Genomic DNA, 17,865 nt, shown 5'->3' with positions numbered 1-17,865 from the left:
GACCTGGCAAATTAATAACGTCTTAAATCGGGCACTCGCGCACAATCGGGTTTTGCGCGATCTCTTCCTGCAATACATGCAACATACTGTTGGCAATCTCCCGCTCGCCCATCACCACGCGATTGGCGCCACGCTCCATGATATAGGCCACTTCGTCGTCATAATGCGCCCGGGCGATAATCTCAATATCTGCCCGCTTTTCGCGCGCGGCGGTAACAATTTCCCCGGCTTCATAGCCGTTGGGGATGGTCAGCAGCAGCCAGCGCGCGCAGTCAAGACGCGCTAAATCCATGGTATCGACTCGCGCCGCGTTACCCAGCACGGCTTTGATGCCCTGTTCGCGCAGCGCTTCGACGCGCGGGCGCGAATTCTCCACCACCACCAGCGGCACATCAGCTTCCATCAGCTGCTGTCCCAGCAGGCTGCCGACGCGGCCGTAACCCACAATCACCGCATGATTGCAGATATCCACCGGAATCTGCTTCTCTTCTTCAATTGCCTCTTCCAGCGTCTGCTCTTCCATGGTCTCGGTTTTGTCGAGATAACGCTCCAGCACGGTAAACAGAATCGGGTTAAGCATGATGGAGAGAATCGCCGCCGCCAGCACCAGGTTGCGGCCTTCGTCGCTCAGCATGCCGAGCGAAATCCCCAGTCCGGCGAGGATAAAAGCGAATTCGCCAATCTGCGCCAGGCTGACGGAGATGGTCAGCGCGGTGCGCCGCGAGTGGCCGAGCAGCGTGACCAGCAGCCAGGCGGCAATCGATTTACCCAGCACGATAATGGCCAGCGCACCCAGCACCGCCAGCGGCTGCTCCAGCAGGATCATCGGGTCGAACAGCATGCCGACCGAGACAAAAAACAGCACGGCAAACGCATCGCGCAGCGGCAGTGTGTCGTGTGCCGCCCGGTGGCTGAGCTCTGATTCATTCAGCACCATGCCGGCAAAAAAGGCGCCGAGGGCAAAGGAAACATCAAAGAATTCCACCGCGCCAAACGCGATACCCAGCGCCAGCGCCAGTACCGACAGCGTAAACAGCTCGCGTGAACCGGTGGCGGCGCTTTTGGCCAGAATCCACGGCACCACGCGGCGGCCGACCACCATCATCAGCACCATAAAGGCAGCGACTTTGCCGATGGTCAGTAACAGGTCCCACGCCAGCAGTGTCGGGCTGGCATTTCCCTGCTCCAGCATGCCGGCGATGGCCGGCAGCAGTACCAGCGTCAGCACCATCACCAGGTCTTCGACGATCAGCCAGCCGATGGCGATTTGCCCGCGCTGGCTATCAATCAGTTGACGCTCTTCCAGCGCGCGCAGCAGCACCACGGTACTGGCGGTAGAGAGACACAGGCCAAACACCAGGCCGGTCATCCATGACCAGCCCATCGCCCATGACAGACCCATTCCCAGCAGCGTGGCGACCGCGATCTGCGCGATGGCACCGGGAATGGCGATCGACTTTACCGACATCAAATCCTTAAGCGAGAAGTGCAGACCGACGCCGAACATCAGCAGAATGACGCCGAGTTCAGCCAGTTCGGGGGCCAGATTGGTATCCGCGACGAAGCCCGGGGTAAAAGGACCCGCCAGCACGCCGGCCAGCAGATAGCCGACCAGCGGCGAGATGCGCAGGCGATTCGCCAGCATACCAAGGAGAAATGCGAGGACCAGACCTCCGACAATGGTGGTGATCAACGGGGTAGTGTGATGCATGCCTGTCTCCTTGTGTGCAAATGTATCCGCTTGTAACAACCTAGTGTAATGCACAATCGTTCGCCGCGTTTAAACATTTGAGCGGTGAAAGACGAAAAAATTGAAAAAATGAGACAAAAACGCAGCCGAAGCGCTATTTTCCTCAGTTATCTCAGCATATCGGCAGGATTTATGCAGAATGGAGGGGGGCAGAGAAAAATAGTTGCCCCCCGAAAGGGCTCAGCGCTGCTGCTGATCAGGTAAGAAAGCGGTCAACAGGCCAATAAGTGGCAGCCAGGCGCAGATTTGATACACCCATTCGATACTGGTGTGATCGGCGACCACGCCCAGGACCGCCGCGCCGAGGCCGCCCATGCCAAAAGCAAAACCGAAAAACAGCCCGGAAACCATGCCGATGCGCCCAGGCAGCAGCTCCTGGGCATAGACCAGAATGGCGGAAAACGCCGAGGCAAGGATCAGACCAATAATGACGCTCAGCACGCTGGTCCACATCAGGCTGGCGTGCGGTAACAGCAGGGTAAACGGCGCCACGCCGAGAATCGATCCCCAGATGACATATTTGCGCCCGATTTTATCGCCTATCGGCCCACCGATAATGGTGCCGGCGGCGACCGCGCCGAGAAAGGCAAACAGATGGAACTGCGAGGCCTGCACGGACAGCCCGAATTTGTGCATCAGATAGAAGGTGTAATAGCTGCTCAGGCTGGTGAGATAAAAGTACTTGGAGAATATCAGCAGCAGCAGAATGCCGATGGCCAGCGCCACTTTATTGCGCGGCAGGGGGTTACGCGGCCTGCTGGCAGCGCTGGCCTGCGTGGCGCGCTGCTGGTGGCTGTACCAGCGGCTCACCTGCAGCAGCACAATGATGCCGAGCAGCGCGGCCAGCATGAACCAGCTGAGATGGCCTTTGCCATAGGGCGCGACGATGATGGCGGCCAGCAGCGGCCCGAGCGCGCTGCCAAAATTACCACCGACCTGAAACAGCGACTGAGCCAGCCCGTGGCGGCCGCCGGAGGCCATACGCGCCACGCGCGACGATTCCGGATGGAACACCGATGAGCCGCAGCCAACCAGCGCTGCGGCCAGCAGCACCTGCGGATAAGTGCTGGCAAAGGTCAGCAGCACCAGACCGAACAGGGTAAACCCCATCCCGACCGGCAGTGACCAGGGTTTCGGATATTTGTCGGTGTAATAGCCAATTAGCGGTTGTAATAATGAGGCCGTAACCTGATATGTCAGCGTAATCAAACCAATTTGCACAAAGCTGAGGCTGAAATCTTTCTGCAGCAGCGGATAGATCGCCAGTAATAGCGATTGCAGCATATCGTTCAGCAGATGCGCGAGACTGATGGCACCAAGAATGCCAAAAGCGGTACGCCCGGTGCGCCGCGTCGGGGTTAACGTCTGTTCACTTGCCATAAAGATCCTGAAGGGGTGGGAATTTCGTTATCAGATTGTTACGTCATGCATGACTGTATTCGCCTTTGGCCTTGAGTTAAAGGGCGAACTGTGCGACACAGAAGGGCGAAAAAGCACATCAGGCGCACCGCCCGGTAAAAAACGCAGAATAAGGAGATCGGCTTTGTTGTTATCACCGCACAGAGGGCGCTGGCTGGCGCTGATTATGCTGCTGTTGCCGCTGCTGGCGCAGGCGTGGCAGCCGGACCGCAGCTATCGCTTCAGCATTTTGCACACCAACGATCATCACGGCCATTTCTGGGCCAACGCGCAGGGCGAATATGGTCTGGCCGCGCAAAAAACGCTGATGGATCAGCAGCGGTATGATGTACAGGCCAAAGGCGGCGGTGCGCTGATTCTGTCGGCGGGCGACGTTAACACCGGCGTGCCGGAATCGGATGTGCTGAACGCCGAGCCGGACATTCGTGGCATGAACCTTATCGGCTATGATGCGATGGCGCTCGGTAACCACGAATTCGACAAACCGCTCAGCGTGCTGCAAAAGCAGCAGAAATGGGCGAAGTTTCCGTTTCTTGCCGCCAACATTTATGCCAAAGGCAGCGATAAGCGCCTGTTTAAGCCGTGGGCGATATTCAATCGTATGGGGCTGAAAATTGCGGTGATCGGCCTGACCACCACTGATACGCTGCGCATCGCCAATCCGCAGAACGTAGCGCAGATAGAGATTCGCGATCCGGTGAAAGAGACGGAAAAAGCGGTGGCGGAACTGCGCGCCAGCGACAAGCCGGATGTAATTATCGCGCTGACGCACATGGGCCACTACGACGACGGGCAGCATGGCAGCAACGCACCGGGCGATGTGGAGCTGGCGCGCAGCCTGCCGCCGGGCACGGTTAACGTGATCGTCGGCGGCCATTCGCACGATGCAGTGTGCATGGCAAAAGAGAACGTCAGCGTAGCGGATTATCAGCCCGGACAGCCGTGCCAGCCGGATCGCCAGAACGGCGTGTGGATCGTGCAGGCAAAAGAGTGGGGGAAATTTGTCGGTCGCGGCGATTTCACCTTCCGCAACGGTGAGCTGACGCTGGATAACTATCAGCTGATTCCGGTCAACCTTAAGCACAAGGTGAAAAACCTTGATGGCAGCGAAACCTGGCTGCCGTATCAGGAAGCGATAGCGCAGAACGGCGCAATGATGAAGCTGCTGACGCCGTATCAGCTGCGCGCCGGCAAACAGCTGGCGGTCAACGTGGGTCGCAGCGACAGCGTGTTTGATGGCGACCGCAGCAAGGTGCGCTTTGAACAAATGCCACTGGCTCAGCTGATCCTGCGCGCGCAGATGGCGGCTACTCAGGCCGACTTTGCCGTTATCAGCGGCGGCGGTATTCGCACCTCGCTGGCGCAAGGAGAGATCAGCTGGCGCGATCTGTTGCAGATCCAGCCGTTTGGCAATCAGGTAGTGTCCGTGACGCTGACGGGCAAAGAGCTGCTGAACTACCTGGCGATGGTGGCGAATATCAAAGCCGATTCCGGCGGTTTCGCGCAGTTCAGCAACATCAGCCTGGTGGCCGATGGCAAAAGCGTCAGCGCAGTGAAAATCAATGGCGAGCCGCTGCAGCTGGATAAAACCTATCGCATGGCCACCAACAGCTTTAACGCCAGCGGCGGCGACGGCTACCCGGTGATTGATGGCCATGCTGGTTTCCGCAACAGCGGCCTGCGTGATGCCGAGGTGCTGCGCAACTATGTCAGTCAGCACTCACCGCTGCGCGTCGCCGATTATGCGCCACCGCAGATTGTGCATCTGACACCGCAGCAGGTTGAGGAGCGCGACAAAGCGCTGGAGAAGCAAAAGAAGCGCAGCTATCCGCAGATGATCCTGGCGTGGATCTGGCCACGCGCGGCGCACGAGTGACAAAACGGGCGGCACTTCAGCCGCCCGTGGTTTTTCAGGCGCGGCAGGATTTCTGGCTCACCCAGCGCTGGCGCAGCTTATCCCATGCCCAGTTGTAAGCCATGGTGTAGGGCAGAAAGAACAGAAAGAACGCCACTTCCAGCAGGAAAGCGTCCAGCAGCGAAATGTGCAACATCCACGCGGCAATCGGCAGGCCGATGAGGATAAAGCCGCCCTCAAAGCCGAGCGCATGCAGCGCGCGCAGGCCGAGACCGCGCTGGCGCTGCGGCGGACAGAGGCGGTCAAAACCGCTGTTATAAATGATGTTCCACAGCATGGCGACAGTCGACAGCATAATCGCCAGCGCGCCCATCTGAAACAGCGGTTTATCCATGACCCAGGCGGCCAGCGGCGCAACCGTGACGATCGCTAACCCTTCAAAGCCTGCGGCATGACAAAAACGTTCTTTCAGTGAACGGGTACGCATATAAACCTCCTTTTGAGTAACGCCACGCATTTTCTCACTGCACAATGCTAAGATAAAATGATTACCTATCGATAAAAGCGATGGTTCAGCATGAAGTACTCACCAGAATCCCTTGAGGCATTTGTCCAGACCGTCGCCAGCGGCTCGTTTTCCGCAGCGGCGCGTGCGCTTGCAAAAAGTCAGTCCACCATCAGTAGCGCGGTGGCCAATCTCGAAGATGACTTAGGCTTTGCGCTGTTTGATCGCAGCGGTCGCCAGCCGGTGCTGACCGCTCAGGGCCAGCGCGCTCTGGCGCAGGTGCAGCAAATTCTTGCTGCCAGCCAGCGGCTGGATGAACTGGCGGTGCGGCTGTCGCAGGGCGTTGAGCCGCGTCTCAGCCTGGCCATTTCCGACTTCTGGCAGGCTGATCACCATGAAAATCTGCTGACGCGCTTTGAGGCACGCTATCCGGATATCGAGTTTGAATGCATGATTGCGGAAGATGAGGATGTGCTGGATTTACTGCAGGCCGGGCGCGTGCATCTTGGCGTGGTGCGCGCCCAGCCGCGTTTGCCGCCGGATCTGGCGGTGGCGCGACTGCAGGTTGAAGCGCAAATGGCGATTTTCCTGCATCAGGATCACCCGCTGGCAGCCCGTTCGCAGGTGAGCGAGGCGCAGCTGGGCGAATTGCGTCAGCTGCGGCTCAATACCTGGGTGGAAACCCGCCAGCCGCTGCCGGCGGGCCGCACCTGGTCGGCCCCAACTTATCTGTTGTTGCTGGAGATGGCGGAGCAGGGGTTTGGCTGGAGCGTACTGCCGCGCTGGCTGGTGCAGCAGTTTGGTCATCAGGTCTTGCGCGAGCTGCCGGTGCCGGGCTGGCCGCAGCATATCGCGGTGGATGTTATCTGGTCGCGGCGCAATCCGCCGGGCCCGGCCGGGCGCTGGATGATCGACCAGCTGTGCGCGCAGCAGCCTGATTAATCGCGGCGCGCCACGTCAGCCAGCGTGGCATCCAGCAGCCGTGCCAGATCCTGCGCGGCCAGTTCGATATCCAGCCCGCGCTTGCCGCCGGAAATAAAGATGGTCGGGAATTCGCTGGCCTGCTGATCGATCACCGTCGGCAGCCGTTTTTTCTGCCCCAGCGGACTGATGCCACCCACCAGATAGCCGGTGACGCGCTGCGCCAGTTGTGGATCGGCCATGTCGGCTTTTTTTGCCCCGAGCGCTTTGGCGACTTTTTTCAAATCCAGCTGTGAGGAGACCGGCGTCACCGCCACTGCCAGCGCTTTGCCATCACCGTTAAGCGCCACCAGCAGGGTTTTAAACACCTGGCGCGCATCCAGCTTGAGCTTGCGCACCGCCTCGTCACCGAAGTGGGTTTCATGGCTGTCATGCTCGTAGGGATGCAGGGTAAAAGCGATCTGTTGTTTTTCCAGCAGTTTTACGGCGGGTGTCATATTCAATCCTTGCTACGTAAATTCTTATCTCGGTTTGCGTGAAAGTACTGGCGAAAATCTGAACTTTGCGCGAAAATTGGCCGGCGCCAGTCACCCTGGCGATAACCAAAATCATAAACAAATTCCTCTTTGACGGGCCGATAGCAATATTGGCCTTCTTTTTTTATGCCTTCAGCAGCTGCGGCAAATTGTCTTCGCCGTACAGATGCAGTGCACCGACCGCCACCACATAGCGCCCGCGCGGCAACGCCAGCAGCAGCTCGCGCCAGTGCTGATTACGGTTGCGCATCAGGGTATCGTTCAGTTCACTGCTGAACGTAGTCGGCAGCGCCACCGGCTGGCTGGCGGGCGGCGCATCCAGCCACCAGCTGATCATGGTTTGCAGCAGTCGCGCGTTGGTGTGCCAGTGTTCCAGCGTATCCAGCAGCAGCGCCAGGCCATCCTGCGGTAGTGATTTCAGCAACGCGATCTGCGTTTCCGGCCCTTCCAGCTCAATGATGCGTTTTCCTGCCGCCTGCGCTGCCTGCAGCAGCTGATAGTCAATACCGTACTGCGGTCGCAGCCCCAGCCGCTGCGCCTGCTGCGCCTGCAGCATCAGCGCAATTTGCCAGAACGGCAGGCTATCAAACAGCGCGATGTTCAGTGACAGCTCATCGCACAGCGCCGTCAGCTGTTGCAGCGTCTCTGGCGTCAGCCGCGTTGCCAGCGGCGGATACGCTTCACCCTCACTAAACGGTGAACTGCCGCGGGTAATATCCGCTTCCACCACCAGCGCATCGGCTTTCTGCAGCTGGCGCAGCAAGCCGGCCGGCAGCGGTTGCATATCGCGCGTGCCCATATGAATACTGCCAGCCAGATGCAGACGGCGGTCTCCGAGTCTGATATCCATGGCGGGCCAGCTGTAGCTGGCGGGGAACAGGCTGCTGGCCAGCTGTTGCAGGCGGTGCCACACACTGCGTCTCATGCCGTGTCCTTTTTAAGTCAAAAATCCATGCTAGCGATTTCGCTCAGCGAAAGACAGGGCAGAGGTTGCTATTGCCGCTGCGCCGGTTTAAAGCGCAGCAAACGGTTAGCATTGCTCACCACGGTGATCGACGACAGCGCCATGGCGGCACCGGCGACGATGGGGCTGAGCAGCACACCGGTAAACGGATAGAGTATGCCGGCAGCAATCGGAATGCCCAGACTGTTATAGACAAAGGCACCCAGCAGATTCTGCCGCATATTGCGCAGCGTGGCGTTGGCCATCGCCAGCGCGTCGGCCACGCAGTGCAGATCGTTGCGCATTAGCGCCATCGCCGCGGTTTCAACCGCCACATCGCTGCCGCCGCCCATGGCGATTCCCACATCCGCCTGCGCCAGCGCCGGGGCGTCGTTGATGCCGTCGCCCACCATCACCACGCTGCGCCCCTGCTGTTGCAGCTGCGCAATCGCCTGCGCTTTACCGTCCGGCAGCACGCCGGCGATCACCTCATCGATACCCGCTTCGGCAGCGATGGCTTCGGCAGTGGTCTGATGGTCACCGGTCAGCATGATCAGACGGTAGCCCAGTTGATGCAGCCGCTGTAGCGCCGCACGGCTCTCCGGACGCAGCTGGTCACGCAGGGCGATCAGGCCCAGCAGCTGCTGCTGATCCGCCAGCAGCACCGGCGTGGCGCCCTGCGCAGCAAGTCGCGCGATATCCTGCTGTGCGGCGCGCAGGTCAATGTGCTGCTCTTCCAGCAGCGCCGCATTGCCCAGCAGCAGCGTTCTGTCAGCGACAGTAGCACTCACGCCTTTGCCACGTATTGTACGAAATTGCGCAACGCGGGCGTCACTGACGGTCGGTGCGGCGGCGACGATGGCCTTCGCCAGCGGATGCCCCGATCCCAGCTCCAGCTGGGCGGCGGCCTGCAATACCTGCTGACGATCCCAGTCGCTGTACAGCAGCACCTCGCTGACCTGCGGCGTGCCCCGGGTCAGGGTGCCGGTTTTATCAAAAACAATGGTGTCGACTTCACTGGCCCGCTGCAGCGCATCGGCATCGCGCACCAGCACGCCCAGCTCGGCAGCGCGGCCGACGCCCGCGATCACCGACATCGGCGTGGCTAAGCCCAGCGCACACGGACAGGCGATAATCAGCACCGTGGTGACAATCACCAGCGTATAGGCCAGCTGCGGCTGCGGTCCGACAACATACCAGACCGCTCCGCTGAGCAGGGCAATCGCCACCACCACCGGCACAAACACCGCCGAGATGCGATCGGCCAGCCGGCCCATTTCCGGCTTGCTGCTCTGCGCCTGACGCACCAGATTGATAATACGGGCCAGCGTGGTATGGCTGCCGGTGGCGCGGGCGGTGAACTGTAGCGATCCGTCCTGCACCAGCGTCCCGGCATAAATCTTATCGCCAGGACGGCGCGACTGCGGCAGCGCTTCGCCGGTGAGCATTGCTTCGTCAAGCCAGGCTTCGCCGCGGCTGACTTCGCCGTCCACCGGTACGCGATCGCCGGTGACCAGCTTCAGCGTCATGCCCGGTGTGATTTCACTGAGCGGCAGCGGCTTTTCCCCTTCGGCGGTGATCACGCAGGCCTGCGCCGGGGTTAAATCCAGCAGCCGCTCCAGCGCCTGTGAGGCGCGCTGGCGTGCGCGCTGTTCCAGCGCATGGCCGAGGTTAATCAGGCCGATGATCATCACGCTGGCTTCAAAATAAAGGTGGCGCGCCTGCGGCGGGAAAAATGCCGGCCACAGTGCGACGCTCATCGAGTAGATCCAGGCCGCACCAGTACCGAGCGCCACCAGCGTGTCCATGGTGGCGGTAGCATGACGCAGGCTGCGCCACGCGCTGCGATAGAAGTGGCCGCCGGCAAGCACCATCACCGCCAGCGTGACGGCACCGAGCACGCGCCAGAGCGTCTGATTGCTGTCGTTAAGCATCATGTGATCGCCGAGCATGCCCCAGACCATCATCGGCACGCCGACGATCAGCGCCAGCGCCGCCTGCCAGCTAAAGCGGCGCATCGCCTGCTGTGCGCTGACCTGCTGGCGCTCGCGCCGGGTTTGTTCATCTTCGATCACTTCCGCAGAATAACCTGCCTCGTCTACGGCGCTGACCAGCGCTGAGGGTACGGCATCGCCCAGCACCAGCGCGCTGCGCTCACCCAGATTGACGCGCGCCTGGCTCACGCCGGGCACTTTCTGTAACGCCTGCTCGACGCGGCTGACACAGCTGGCGCAGCTCATCCCGCCTATCAGCAGATGGTGCACCGCAAGATTCTCTTCTGCCGGCTGCGACTCCGTTGTCAGCGCCTCCGGCTGCGGCTCCTGAGCTGGCAACGGATCAGGCTTTGGGCTGGACGCCTCATTTTTCAGCGTGGCGTGATAACCAGCCTGCTCAACGGTGGCAATCAGATCGCTGGCGCTGGCTGCGCCGGTGACGCGCGCTTCCTGCTGCGTTACCTCGGCCTGTTCCACATCGCTGCGCTGTTCCAGCGCCTCTTTAACGCGTTTAACACAGTGGCCACAGGACAAGCCGTCCAGAGCCAGTAATTGTGTGTGTGACATCATCAACTCCTCGTTTATCAGGTTTGACTCGCTGCAAGGTTTGCATTAGTTATAAAGCCTAAACCTTCCATTCAGGGGAAGGTCAAGGGGCAGAGATGAACATCAGCGATGTAGCAAAAAAAACCGGGCTGACCAGCAAAGCGATTCGTTTTTACGAACAGAAAGGGGTGGTTACGCCGCCGTTACGCAGTGACAACGGCTATCGCAGTTATGGCGCGCACCACCTGGATGAGCTCAATTTTCTGCGCCAGGCGCGTCAGGTGGGCTTCACGCTCGAGGAGTGTCGCGAACTGGTCGCGCTGTTTAATAACCCGGCGCGCCACAGTGCCGATGTTAAAGCGCGCACCCTGCAGAAGGCGGATGAGATCGCGGCGCATATTGAAGAGCTGCACGCGATGCGCGCGCGTCTGCTGGAACTGGCTGCAGCCTGCCCGGGCGATGACGGTGCCGAATGTCCCATCATCAATCACCTGGCGGGCTGCGGTCATCAGGAGGGCGGCAAACGCGGCTGAATCAGCAGCGTGATGCCTGACACGCCGGTCACGATCACCGGCGTGCCCGCCGGCAAATCTTCCTGCGCCTGCACGCGCCAGCTGCTGTCACCAATGCGCACATGACCGACGCCGTCTTTTAACGCACTGTCTAACGTCAGGTGCTGGCCAATCAACTGGCTGCCGCGCTGATTGAGTGTATTGGGCTGCTGCGCACTTTCGCGAAAGCGCATCCAGCGATACCAGAAAAACACGCACAGCAGCGTCAGGGCGGCGAACAACATGCCCTGGCTGGTCCACGAGAACGGAAATAGCCACTCAATGATCCCGACCAGCACCGCCGCCACGCCGCTCCACAGCAGGTAACCGCTGGTGCCGAGCATCTCCGCAGCCAGCAGTAAACCGCCCAGCGTGAGCCAGAACCAGTGCGGATGCGCAATCAGCTCCATCAGCATCACGGTTTGCGCTCCTGACGGCTCTCTTTCAGCAGCTCGCTGATACCGGCCACCGAGCCGAGCAGGCTACTGGCGTCGAGCGGCATCATCACCACTTTGCTGTTATTCGCTTCGCCAATTTTTTGCAGGGCATCGGTGTATTTCTGCGCCACAAAGTAATTAATCGCCTGGATATCTCCGGCAGAGATAGCTTCTGACACCATCCGCGTGGCGTTGGCCTCGGCTTCGGCCTGACGCTCGCGCGCTTCCGCCTGCAAAAAGGCGGAGGTACGTTCGCCTTCCGCTTTAAGGATTTGCGACTGCTTATCGCCCTCGGCGCGCAGGATGGCCGCCTGGCGTACGCCTTCGGCGGCGAGGATATCGGCGCGTTTGGTACGCTCAGCCTTCATCTGCGCGTTCATGGCCGCTATCAGTTCCTGCGGCGGGCGCACGTCGCGGATTTCAATACGGGTGATTTTTACCCCCCACGGATTGGTCGCTTCATCCACAATGTGCAGCAGGCGGGTATTAATGTTATCGCGCTGTGACAGCATCTCATCCAGCTCCATGCCGCCGAGCACGGTGCGGATATTGGTCATGGTGAGGTTGATGATGGCCAGCTCAAGATTGCTGACTTCATAAGCGGCGCGCGCCGAATCCACCACCTGAATAAAGCACACTGCATCAATGGTGACGTTGGCGTTATCTTTGGAGATGATCTCCTGTGACGGAATATCGAGGACCTGCTCCATCATATTGATCCGGCGACCAATACGATCCATGAACGGCACGACTAAATTCAGACCGGGCGGTAAGGTTTTGGTGTAGCGGCCAAAGCGCTCCACCGTCCACTGGTAGCCCTGTGGCACAATTTTGACACCGGCCCACACGGTAACCAGCGCGAGCACGATGATGACGGGAATCACTGTTAACATATAACCTCCTGGCTGTCAGATTGTCGGGCCGAGTCGCTTCGGCCCGTTTACCGCGCGGTACCGGTCAGTACAGCAGCGAGTAGAGCTGGCGACGATAGCGCGAGGCGAGGGCATCGCCGGTGCCGAGGGCCGCCAGAATCTCCTGGAACATTTTGCGCACTTCGCCGTCACCGGCGCTGAGATCGCGCTTCAGAAAATCTAACAACAGCTCCAGCGCTTCTTCATTGCGGCCTACCTGATGCAGCTGTAACGCAAGTTTAGCAGCCAGACCGGCGTTGTCCGGTTCGCTTGCCATCTGCTCCTGCAATTGCTGGATCTCCGGCGTGTCGGCGGCCTGTTTCAGCAGGTCGATTTGCGAAATCAGGCTCTGATAGCGCGTATCCTGATCCTGCAACGGCACCACAGCCAGCACCGCTTCGGCTTCTTCGCTGCGGTTCAGGGTGATCAGGACTTCTGCCAGCAGAAAACCAATTTCACTGTTCTGATTGCTCAGCTGCCAGGCGTCTTTCAGCAGCGGTAGCGCATCCAGCGGCTTGCCTTCCTGCATCAGCTGCATCGCCTGCTGCGCCTTTAACTCATCTTCACGCGGCAGGACTTTCTCCAGCAGCGCGCGAATCGCCTCTTCCGGCTGCGGGCCCTGGAAGCCATCGACCGGCTGGCCGTTCTGGAACAGGTAGACGGTCGGCAGAGAGCGCAGACCAAACTGCGATGCCACCAGCTGCTCTTTATCGCAATCCAGCTTCGCCAGAATAAACTGGCCGGCGTACTCCTGTGCCAGACGCTCCAGCACCGGCGTCAGCTGCTGGCAGTGCTGGCTGCGCTCCGACCAGAAGTAGAACAGTACCGGCAGCTGCATCGATTGCTCCAGCGTCTGCTGCAGGTTGGATTCGTTGATGTCGATAATCAAAGCGTGTGACATGAATACGTCTCTTGGCAGAAAGTGTGTTGAGGATATGGGGGCAAACGCCCCGGCTTCAAGTTCAATTCCGGCTTGCAGTTTAGTTACTGCGTAAAATGCGATCCAGCATCCAGCCCGGCAGCAGTCGTTTAAGCAGACTCATCGCCCAGGCGACCAGCGTCACCGGATAGCGCAGGCGCGGATGTTTACTCTCCAGCGCATGCCGCAGTTTCGGCAGAATCGCCTCCGGCGGCAGGCTAAAGCGCGCGGCGATACCGGGGTTGCGCACGGGCTTGTCGCGTTCGCCCTGCTGCACGTTTTCGGTAAAGCGGGTGGTAATCGGGCCTGGCTCAATCAGGCTGACGCGCACGCCGCTGTGGCGCACTTCCATGCGCAGCGCATCGCTCCACGCCTCCAGCGCCCATTTACTGGCGGCATAAGCGCCGCGGCCCGGCGTGGAAATCAGGCCGAGCACCGAGCTGGTGTTGATAATCCGCCCGTCGCCGCTATTTTGCAGCGCCGGCAACAGGCGCAGCGTCAGCTGGTGGGTGCCGAAAAAGTTGGTGGAGAATTGCTGCTCCAGCTGCTGACGCGACACGCTGGTCAGCGGACCGTACTGGCCGAAGCCGCCGTTATTGAACAGCCCGTGCAGGCAGTGATCGGTGAGGGCCAGCACGCGATCGGCGGCGGCATCCACGCTGGCCGGATCGTCAAGATCCAGCAGGATGCCGGTGAAGCCGAGCTCATCCATGCGCGCCACATCGTCGGCGCGGCGACAGGCGGCCAGCACGCGATAGCCGCGCGCCAGCAGATCGTTGGCCGCCACCAGACCGATGCCGCTGGAGCAGCCGGTAATTAATACGGACTTTTGCATATCTTTACCTGTCATTGGGCACGTCGCGGCGTTAATCATGCTTAACTAGCGGAGCCAGTTGCTCAGCCATCAGGTTGGCGATGAACGGCTGCGCATCCGGATTGGGGTGAATACCGTCCTGCTGCATCCACTCCGGCTTCAGATAAACCTGCTCCATAAAGAACGGTACCAGCGGAATATGATACTGCTGCGCGAGGCGCGGATAGAGCGCGCTGAACGCGTCGGTGTAGCGTCGGCCATAATTAGCCGGCAGACGAATTTGCATCAGCAGCGGCTGGGCGTTAGCGGCTTTGACCTGATCGATAATTTTACTCAGATCCTGCGCGATGTTTTGCGGCGGGAAGCCGCGCAGCCCATCGTTACCGCCCAATTCGATTAACACCCACTGCGGCTGATGCTGTTTTAATAGGCCCGGCAACCGCGCCAGCCCCTGACCGGCGGTATCACCGCTGATGCTGGCGTTAACCACTTTGGGCTGCTGTTGCCAGGTTTTGTCGAGCAGGCTCGGCCAGGCGGCGGTGGCGGACATGCGATAGCCGGCACTCAGGCTATCGCCGAGAATCAGCAGGGTATCGGCGGCGGCGATGCGCGACACCAGCAGCAGCAATAACAACAGGAAGGAATAATGCCAGCGGAAAACATTGTTGCAGTTCATCATCTTACTAAGTCCGTCGGTCAGGGAGAGCATCAGCTGACCATCCTTACCGGAGTTGAGCTGGTTGTCAAACCAGCCGAGACGCTGGCGCTGATCGGCGAGTCGGGATCCGGGAAATCCACCCTGCTGGGGATTCTCGCCGGACTGGATGATGGCAGCAGCGGCGAAGTGCATCTGCTGGGCCAGCCGCTGCACCAGATGAACGAAGAGCAGCGCGCCGCGCTGCGCGCGCGTGAGGTCGGCTTTGTGTTTCAGTCCTTTATGCTGGTGCCCACGCTCAACGCGCTGGAGAACGTGCAGCTTCCTGCACTGCTGCGCGGAGACAGCGATCGCGACAGTCGCGCGCAGGCCACTGAATTACTGACGCAGCTCGGACTGAAAGATCGTCTGCACCATCTGCCGGCCCAGCTCTCCGGCGGCGAACAGCAGCGCGTGGCGCTGGCACGCGCCTTCAGCGGCCGTCCCGGCCTGCTGTTTGCCGATGAGCCGACCGGTAACCTCGATTGCAAAACCGGCGATCGCATCGCCGATCTGCTGTTTTCCCTTAACCGCGACTTCGCCACCACGCTGATTCTGGTGACGCACGATGAGCAGCTGGCTGCACGCTGCGATCGTCGCCTGCGGCTGCGCGACGGCAAGTTGTGGGAGGAAGCATGATCTGGCGCTGGTTCTGGCGCGAGTGGCGTTCGCCCTCGCTGTTGATTGTCTGGCTGGCGCTAACGCTGGCGGTGGCCTGCGTGCTGGCGCTGGGCTCCATCAGCGATCGCATGGAGAAAGGGCTGAGCCAGCAGAGCCGTGACTTTATGGCCGGCGACCGCACGCTGCGCAGCAGTAAACCGGCACCGGATGCGTGGCTGGACAAAGCGCGCGAAGAGGGGCTGGCGGTCAGCCGGCAGCTCAGCTTTATGACCATGACCTTTGCGCAGGAGACACCGCAGCTGGCCGATGTCAAAGCGGTCGATGATGCGTACCCGATGTTCGGCACCCTGCAGACGGATCCGCCCGGCCTGCGTCCGGTGGCCGGAACGGTGCTGGCCGCGCCGCGTCTGCTGGCGCTGCTTAACCTGAAGGTCGGTGACCGCATTGACGTGGGCGATACCACGCTGCGCATTGCCGGCGAAGTGATTCAGGAGCCGGACGGCGGATTCAATCCGTTTCAGACGGCACCGCGTTTGCTGATGAACCTTGCTGACGTGGAGAAAACCGGCGCGATCCAGCCCGGTAGCCGGCTGAGCTGGCGCTATAAGTTTTCCGGCGAGGCGGCACCGCTGGCGCGCTATGATCGCTGGATTCAGCCGCAGTTGCAGGCCGGCGAGCGCTGGATCAGCGTGGAGAATTCCGAGGATGCGCTGGGCCGCTCAATGCAGCGTGCGCAGCAGTTTCTGTTGCTCTCGGCGCTATTAACCCTGCTGCTGGCAATTACCGCAGTGGCGGTCGCCATGAGTCATTACTGCCGCAGCCGTTACGATCTGGTGGCGGTGCTGAAAACGCTGGGCGCCACGCGTAAATCGCTACAGCGGCTGATTATCGGTCAGTGGCTGGCCGTGCTGCTGCTGGCGGCTATCGCCGGCAGTGCGCTGGGGCAGGGCATTGAAGTCGCGCTGCTGCAGATGCTCAAACCGGTGCTGCCCGCCGCTTTACCGGCTGCCAGCGTCTGGCCGTGGCTGTGGGCGATTGGCGCGCTGGTGGTGATCTCGCTGCTGGTCGGGTTGCGTCCGTACCGTCTGCTGATGGCCACACAGCCGCTGCGCGTGCTGCGTCGTGATGCGGTAGCCACGCTGTGGCCGCTGCGTATTTATCTGCCGGTGATGGCGCTGGTGGTGGTAGCGCTCCTTGCGCTGCTGATGGGCGGCAGCAAAATGCTGTGGGCGCTGCTGGCTGGCGTGGTGATGCTGGCACTGCTGCTGGCGCTGCTCGGCTGGGGCACGCTCCTGCTGCTGCGCAGACTGGTGGTGCGTAATCTGGCGCTGCGCCTGGCGATCAACCGTCTGCTGCGTCAGCCAGCCATGACGCTCAGCCAGCTGGCGGCGTTTTCGCTCTCCTTTATGCTGCTGGCGTTATTGCTGGTGATGCGCGGCGATCTGCTTGATCGCTGGCAGCAGCAATTACCGGCGGATGCGCCTAACTATTTTCTGCTCAATCTGACCCAGCAGCAGGTGCCGCAGGTAGACGAGTTCCTGCGGCAGCATCAGGTTAACGCCGGAACCTTCTATCCGATCGTGCGGGCAAGGCTCACTGAGCTGAACGGCAAGCCGGCCGATCCCAGGCTGGATAACGCGCTGAACCGCGAGCTTAATCTGACGTGGCAGGCGGAGCGTCCGGATCACAATCCGCTGGTGGCCGGCAGCTGGCCGCCGAAAGCCGGTGAAGTCTCGATGGAGGTCGAGCTGGCCGATCGTCTGGGCGTCAGGCTCGGCGACAGGCTGACATTTAGCGGCGATACGCAGCAGTTCAGTGCGACGATCACCAGTCTGCGCAAGGTCGACTGGGAGAGCCTGCGGCCAAACTTCTTCTTTATCTTCCCGCCGGGCGCGCTCGATCAGCAGCCACAAACCTGGCTGACCAGCTTCCGCATGGCGAACGATCCCGCGCTTCTGGCGCAGCTTAACCGCGCGTTCCCGACGCTGAGCCTGCTGGATGTCGGCAGCATGCTGAAGCAGATTGGACAGGTGCTGGCGCAGGTGAGTCAGGCGCTGGAGATCATGGTGATCCTGGTGACGGTTTGCGGTGTGTTGCTGCTGCTGGCGCAGATCCAGGTCGGCATGCGCCAGCGCCGGCAGGAGCTGGTGGTGTATCGCACGCTCGGTGCCAGCCAGCGCCTGCTGCGCGGTACGCTGTGGTGTGAGTTTGCGCTGCTTGGCGTGGTCGCGGGAATCGCGGCGGCGCTGGGGGCGGAAGCGGCACTGTGGGGACTTCAGCGTAAGATTTTTGATTTCCCGTGGCAGCCGGACTGGACGCTGTGGCTGGCGCTGCCGCTGTGTGGCGCGGCATTGCTGTCGCTGTGCGGCGGCTGGCTGGGTGTCCGCTTACTGAAGGGGAAAGCGCTGTTCAGGCGGTTTGATGCTGCCTGATGCCCTCACCCCAGCCC

Annotated in this window: 16 protein-coding genes; 5 read left to right on the top strand and 11 right to left on the bottom strand. The window is 60.7% G+C overall.

Features of this window, described 5'->3' with window-relative positions; translation table 11 throughout:
• Positions 1–22 precede the first annotated feature (22 nt).
• Entirely contained in the window at positions 23–1,711 is a 1,689-nt protein-coding gene (gene ybaL / locus H7K56_RS05620; RefSeq protein WP_021508650.1) for a YbaL family putative K(+) efflux transporter, read from the bottom strand.
• Between the two features lie 219 nt (positions 1,712–1,930).
• Positions 1,931–3,130 (bottom strand): MFS transporter, encoded by a 1,200-nt coding sequence (locus H7K56_RS05615; RefSeq protein WP_058769404.1) that lies wholly within the window; start codon positions 3,128–3,130, stop codon positions 1,931–1,933.
• A gap of 163 nt (positions 3,131–3,293) precedes the next feature.
• Here H7K56_RS05615 and ushA point away from each other — a divergent pair, with 163 nt between their 5' ends.
• A complete protein-coding gene (gene ushA, locus H7K56_RS05610) occupies positions 3,294–5,045 on the top strand; it encodes a bifunctional UDP-sugar hydrolase/5'-nucleotidase UshA (protein ID WP_150360898.1) in 1,752 nt (583 codons plus the stop codon).
• A gap of 34 nt (positions 5,046–5,079) precedes the next feature.
• On the opposite strand, the gene H7K56_RS05605 is transcribed toward ushA, so the two are convergent.
• Entirely contained in the window at positions 5,080–5,511 is a 432-nt protein-coding gene (locus tag H7K56_RS05605) for a multidrug/biocide efflux PACE transporter (protein ID WP_021508647.1), read from the bottom strand.
• A gap of 90 nt (positions 5,512–5,601) precedes the next feature.
• On the opposite strand from H7K56_RS05605, the gene H7K56_RS05600 reads away from it, so the two are divergent.
• Entirely contained in the window at positions 5,602–6,471 is an 870-nt protein-coding gene (locus H7K56_RS05600; RefSeq protein ID WP_021508646.1) for a LysR family transcriptional regulator, read from the top strand.
• On the opposite strand, the gene ybaK is transcribed toward H7K56_RS05600, so the two are convergent.
• From ybaK to copA, 3 genes are all read right to left on the bottom strand, one after another.
• Entirely contained in the window at positions 6,468–6,947 is a 480-nt protein-coding gene (ybaK, locus tag H7K56_RS05595; RefSeq protein ID WP_150360899.1) for a Cys-tRNA(Pro)/Cys-tRNA(Cys) deacylase YbaK, read from the bottom strand. The two genes, H7K56_RS05600 and ybaK, sit on opposite strands and share 4 nt — an antisense overlap.
• Before the next feature lie 163 nt (positions 6,948–7,110).
• Positions 7,111–7,911, bottom strand: coding sequence for a TraB/GumN family protein (locus H7K56_RS05590; RefSeq protein ID WP_021508644.1), 801 nt, complete (start codon positions 7,909–7,911; stop codon positions 7,111–7,113).
• Positions 7,912–7,979: 68 nt separating this feature from the next.
• Positions 7,980–10,490, bottom strand: coding sequence for a copper-exporting P-type ATPase CopA (gene copA, locus H7K56_RS05585; protein WP_150360931.1), 2,511 nt, complete (start codon positions 10,488–10,490; stop codon positions 7,980–7,982).
• A gap of 95 nt (positions 10,491–10,585) precedes the next feature.
• Here copA and cueR point away from each other — a divergent pair, with 95 nt between their 5' ends.
• Positions 10,586–11,002, top strand: a complete 417-nt coding sequence (gene cueR, locus H7K56_RS05580) for a Cu(I)-responsive transcriptional regulator (protein WP_021508642.1) — start codon at positions 10,586–10,588, stop codon at positions 11,000–11,002.
• On the opposite strand, the gene H7K56_RS05575 is transcribed toward cueR, so the two are convergent.
• The 5 genes from H7K56_RS05575 to tesA form a co-directional block, all read right to left on the bottom strand.
• Entirely contained in the window at positions 10,978–11,436 is a 459-nt protein-coding gene (locus H7K56_RS05575) for an NfeD family protein (protein WP_021508641.1), read from the bottom strand. The genes cueR and H7K56_RS05575 overlap by 25 nt on opposite strands.
• Positions 11,436–12,350 (bottom strand): SPFH domain-containing protein, encoded by a 915-nt coding sequence (locus H7K56_RS05570; protein ID WP_021508640.1) that lies wholly within the window; start codon positions 12,348–12,350, stop codon positions 11,436–11,438. Before H7K56_RS05570 ends, H7K56_RS05575 begins: the two co-directional genes overlap by 1 nt.
• A 64-nt stretch (positions 12,351–12,414) precedes the next feature.
• Entirely contained in the window at positions 12,415–13,269 is an 855-nt protein-coding gene (locus tag H7K56_RS05565; protein ID WP_150360900.1) for a thioredoxin family protein, read from the bottom strand.
• A gap of 79 nt (positions 13,270–13,348) precedes the next feature.
• Positions 13,349–14,122, bottom strand: a complete 774-nt coding sequence (locus H7K56_RS05560) for an SDR family oxidoreductase (RefSeq protein WP_021508638.1) — start codon at positions 14,120–14,122, stop codon at positions 13,349–13,351.
• Positions 14,123–14,153: 31 nt separating this feature from the next.
• Positions 14,154–14,780, bottom strand: coding sequence for a multifunctional acyl-CoA thioesterase I/protease I/lysophospholipase L1 (gene tesA, locus H7K56_RS05555; RefSeq protein ID WP_021508637.1), 627 nt, complete (start codon positions 14,778–14,780; stop codon positions 14,154–14,156).
• Here tesA and ybbA point away from each other — a divergent pair.
• Together ybbA and ybbP are read left to right on the top strand one after the other, a co-directional pair.
• The gene (gene ybbA, locus H7K56_RS05550) at positions 14,748–15,434 is read left to right on the top strand and encodes a putative ABC transporter ATP-binding protein YbbA (RefSeq protein ID WP_150360901.1); all 687 of its coding nucleotides are present in this window, start codon (positions 14,748–14,750) and stop codon (positions 15,432–15,434) included. The two genes, tesA and ybbA, sit on opposite strands and share 33 nt — an antisense overlap.
• Positions 15,431–17,848 (top strand): putative ABC transporter permease subunit YbbP, encoded by a 2,418-nt coding sequence (gene ybbP, locus H7K56_RS05545; protein WP_150360902.1) that lies wholly within the window; start codon positions 15,431–15,433, stop codon positions 17,846–17,848. Before ybbA ends, ybbP begins: the two co-directional genes overlap by 4 nt.
• Positions 17,849–17,865: the final 17 nt, after the last annotated feature.

The sequence above is a fragment of the Pantoea dispersa genome (genome assembly GCF_014155765.1).
Taxonomy (GTDB): Bacteria; Pseudomonadota; Gammaproteobacteria; order Enterobacterales; family Enterobacteriaceae; genus Pantoea; species Pantoea dispersa.
The sequence above is the reverse complement of the archived record's forward strand: the minus strand, read 5'-3'. Positions and strand labels throughout refer to the sequence as shown.

Excerpts from the sequence above, each read along its gene's own strand:
- ybaL (WP_021508650.1), bottom strand. The coding sequence starts at position 1,711 with ATGCATCACACTACCCCGTTGATCACCACCATTGTCGGAGGTCTGGTC.
- H7K56_RS05615 (WP_058769404.1), bottom strand. The coding sequence starts at position 3,130 with ATGGCAAGTGAACAGACGTTAACCCCGACGCGGCGCACCGGGCGTACC.
- H7K56_RS05605 (WP_021508647.1), bottom strand. The coding sequence starts at position 5,511 with ATGCGTACCCGTTCACTGAAAGAACGTTTTTGTCATGCCGCAGGCTTT.
- H7K56_RS05600 (WP_021508646.1), top strand. The coding sequence starts at position 5,602 with ATGAAGTACTCACCAGAATCCCTTGAGGCATTTGTCCAGACCGTCGCC.
- ybaK (WP_150360899.1), bottom strand. The coding sequence starts at position 6,947 with ATGACACCCGCCGTAAAACTGCTGGAAAAACAACAGATCGCTTTTACC.
- H7K56_RS05590 (WP_021508644.1), bottom strand. The coding sequence starts at position 7,911 with ATGAGACGCAGTGTGTGGCACCGCCTGCAACAGCTGGCCAGCAGCCTG.
- copA (WP_150360931.1), bottom strand. The coding sequence starts at position 10,490 with ATGTCACACACACAATTACTGGCTCTGGACGGCTTGTCCTGTGGCCAC.
- cueR (WP_021508642.1), top strand. The coding sequence starts at position 10,586 with ATGAACATCAGCGATGTAGCAAAAAAAACCGGGCTGACCAGCAAAGCG.
- H7K56_RS05575 (WP_021508641.1), bottom strand. The coding sequence starts at position 11,436 with ATGCTGATGGAGCTGATTGCGCATCCGCACTGGTTCTGGCTCACGCTG.
- H7K56_RS05570 (WP_021508640.1), bottom strand. The coding sequence starts at position 12,350 with ATGTTAACAGTGATTCCCGTCATCATCGTGCTCGCGCTGGTTACCGTG.
- H7K56_RS05565 (WP_150360900.1), bottom strand. The coding sequence starts at position 13,269 with ATGTCACACGCTTTGATTATCGACATCAACGAATCCAACCTGCAGCAG.
- H7K56_RS05560 (WP_021508638.1), bottom strand. The coding sequence starts at position 14,122 with ATGCAAAAGTCCGTATTAATTACCGGCTGCTCCAGCGGCATCGGTCTG.
- ybbA (WP_150360901.1), top strand. The coding sequence starts at position 14,748 with ATGCCAGCGGAAAACATTGTTGCAGTTCATCATCTTACTAAGTCCGTC.
- tesA (WP_021508637.1), bottom strand. The coding sequence starts at position 14,780 with ATGATGAACTGCAACAATGTTTTCCGCTGGCATTATTCCTTCCTGTTG.
- ybbP (WP_150360902.1), top strand. The coding sequence starts at position 15,431 with ATGATCTGGCGCTGGTTCTGGCGCGAGTGGCGTTCGCCCTCGCTGTTG.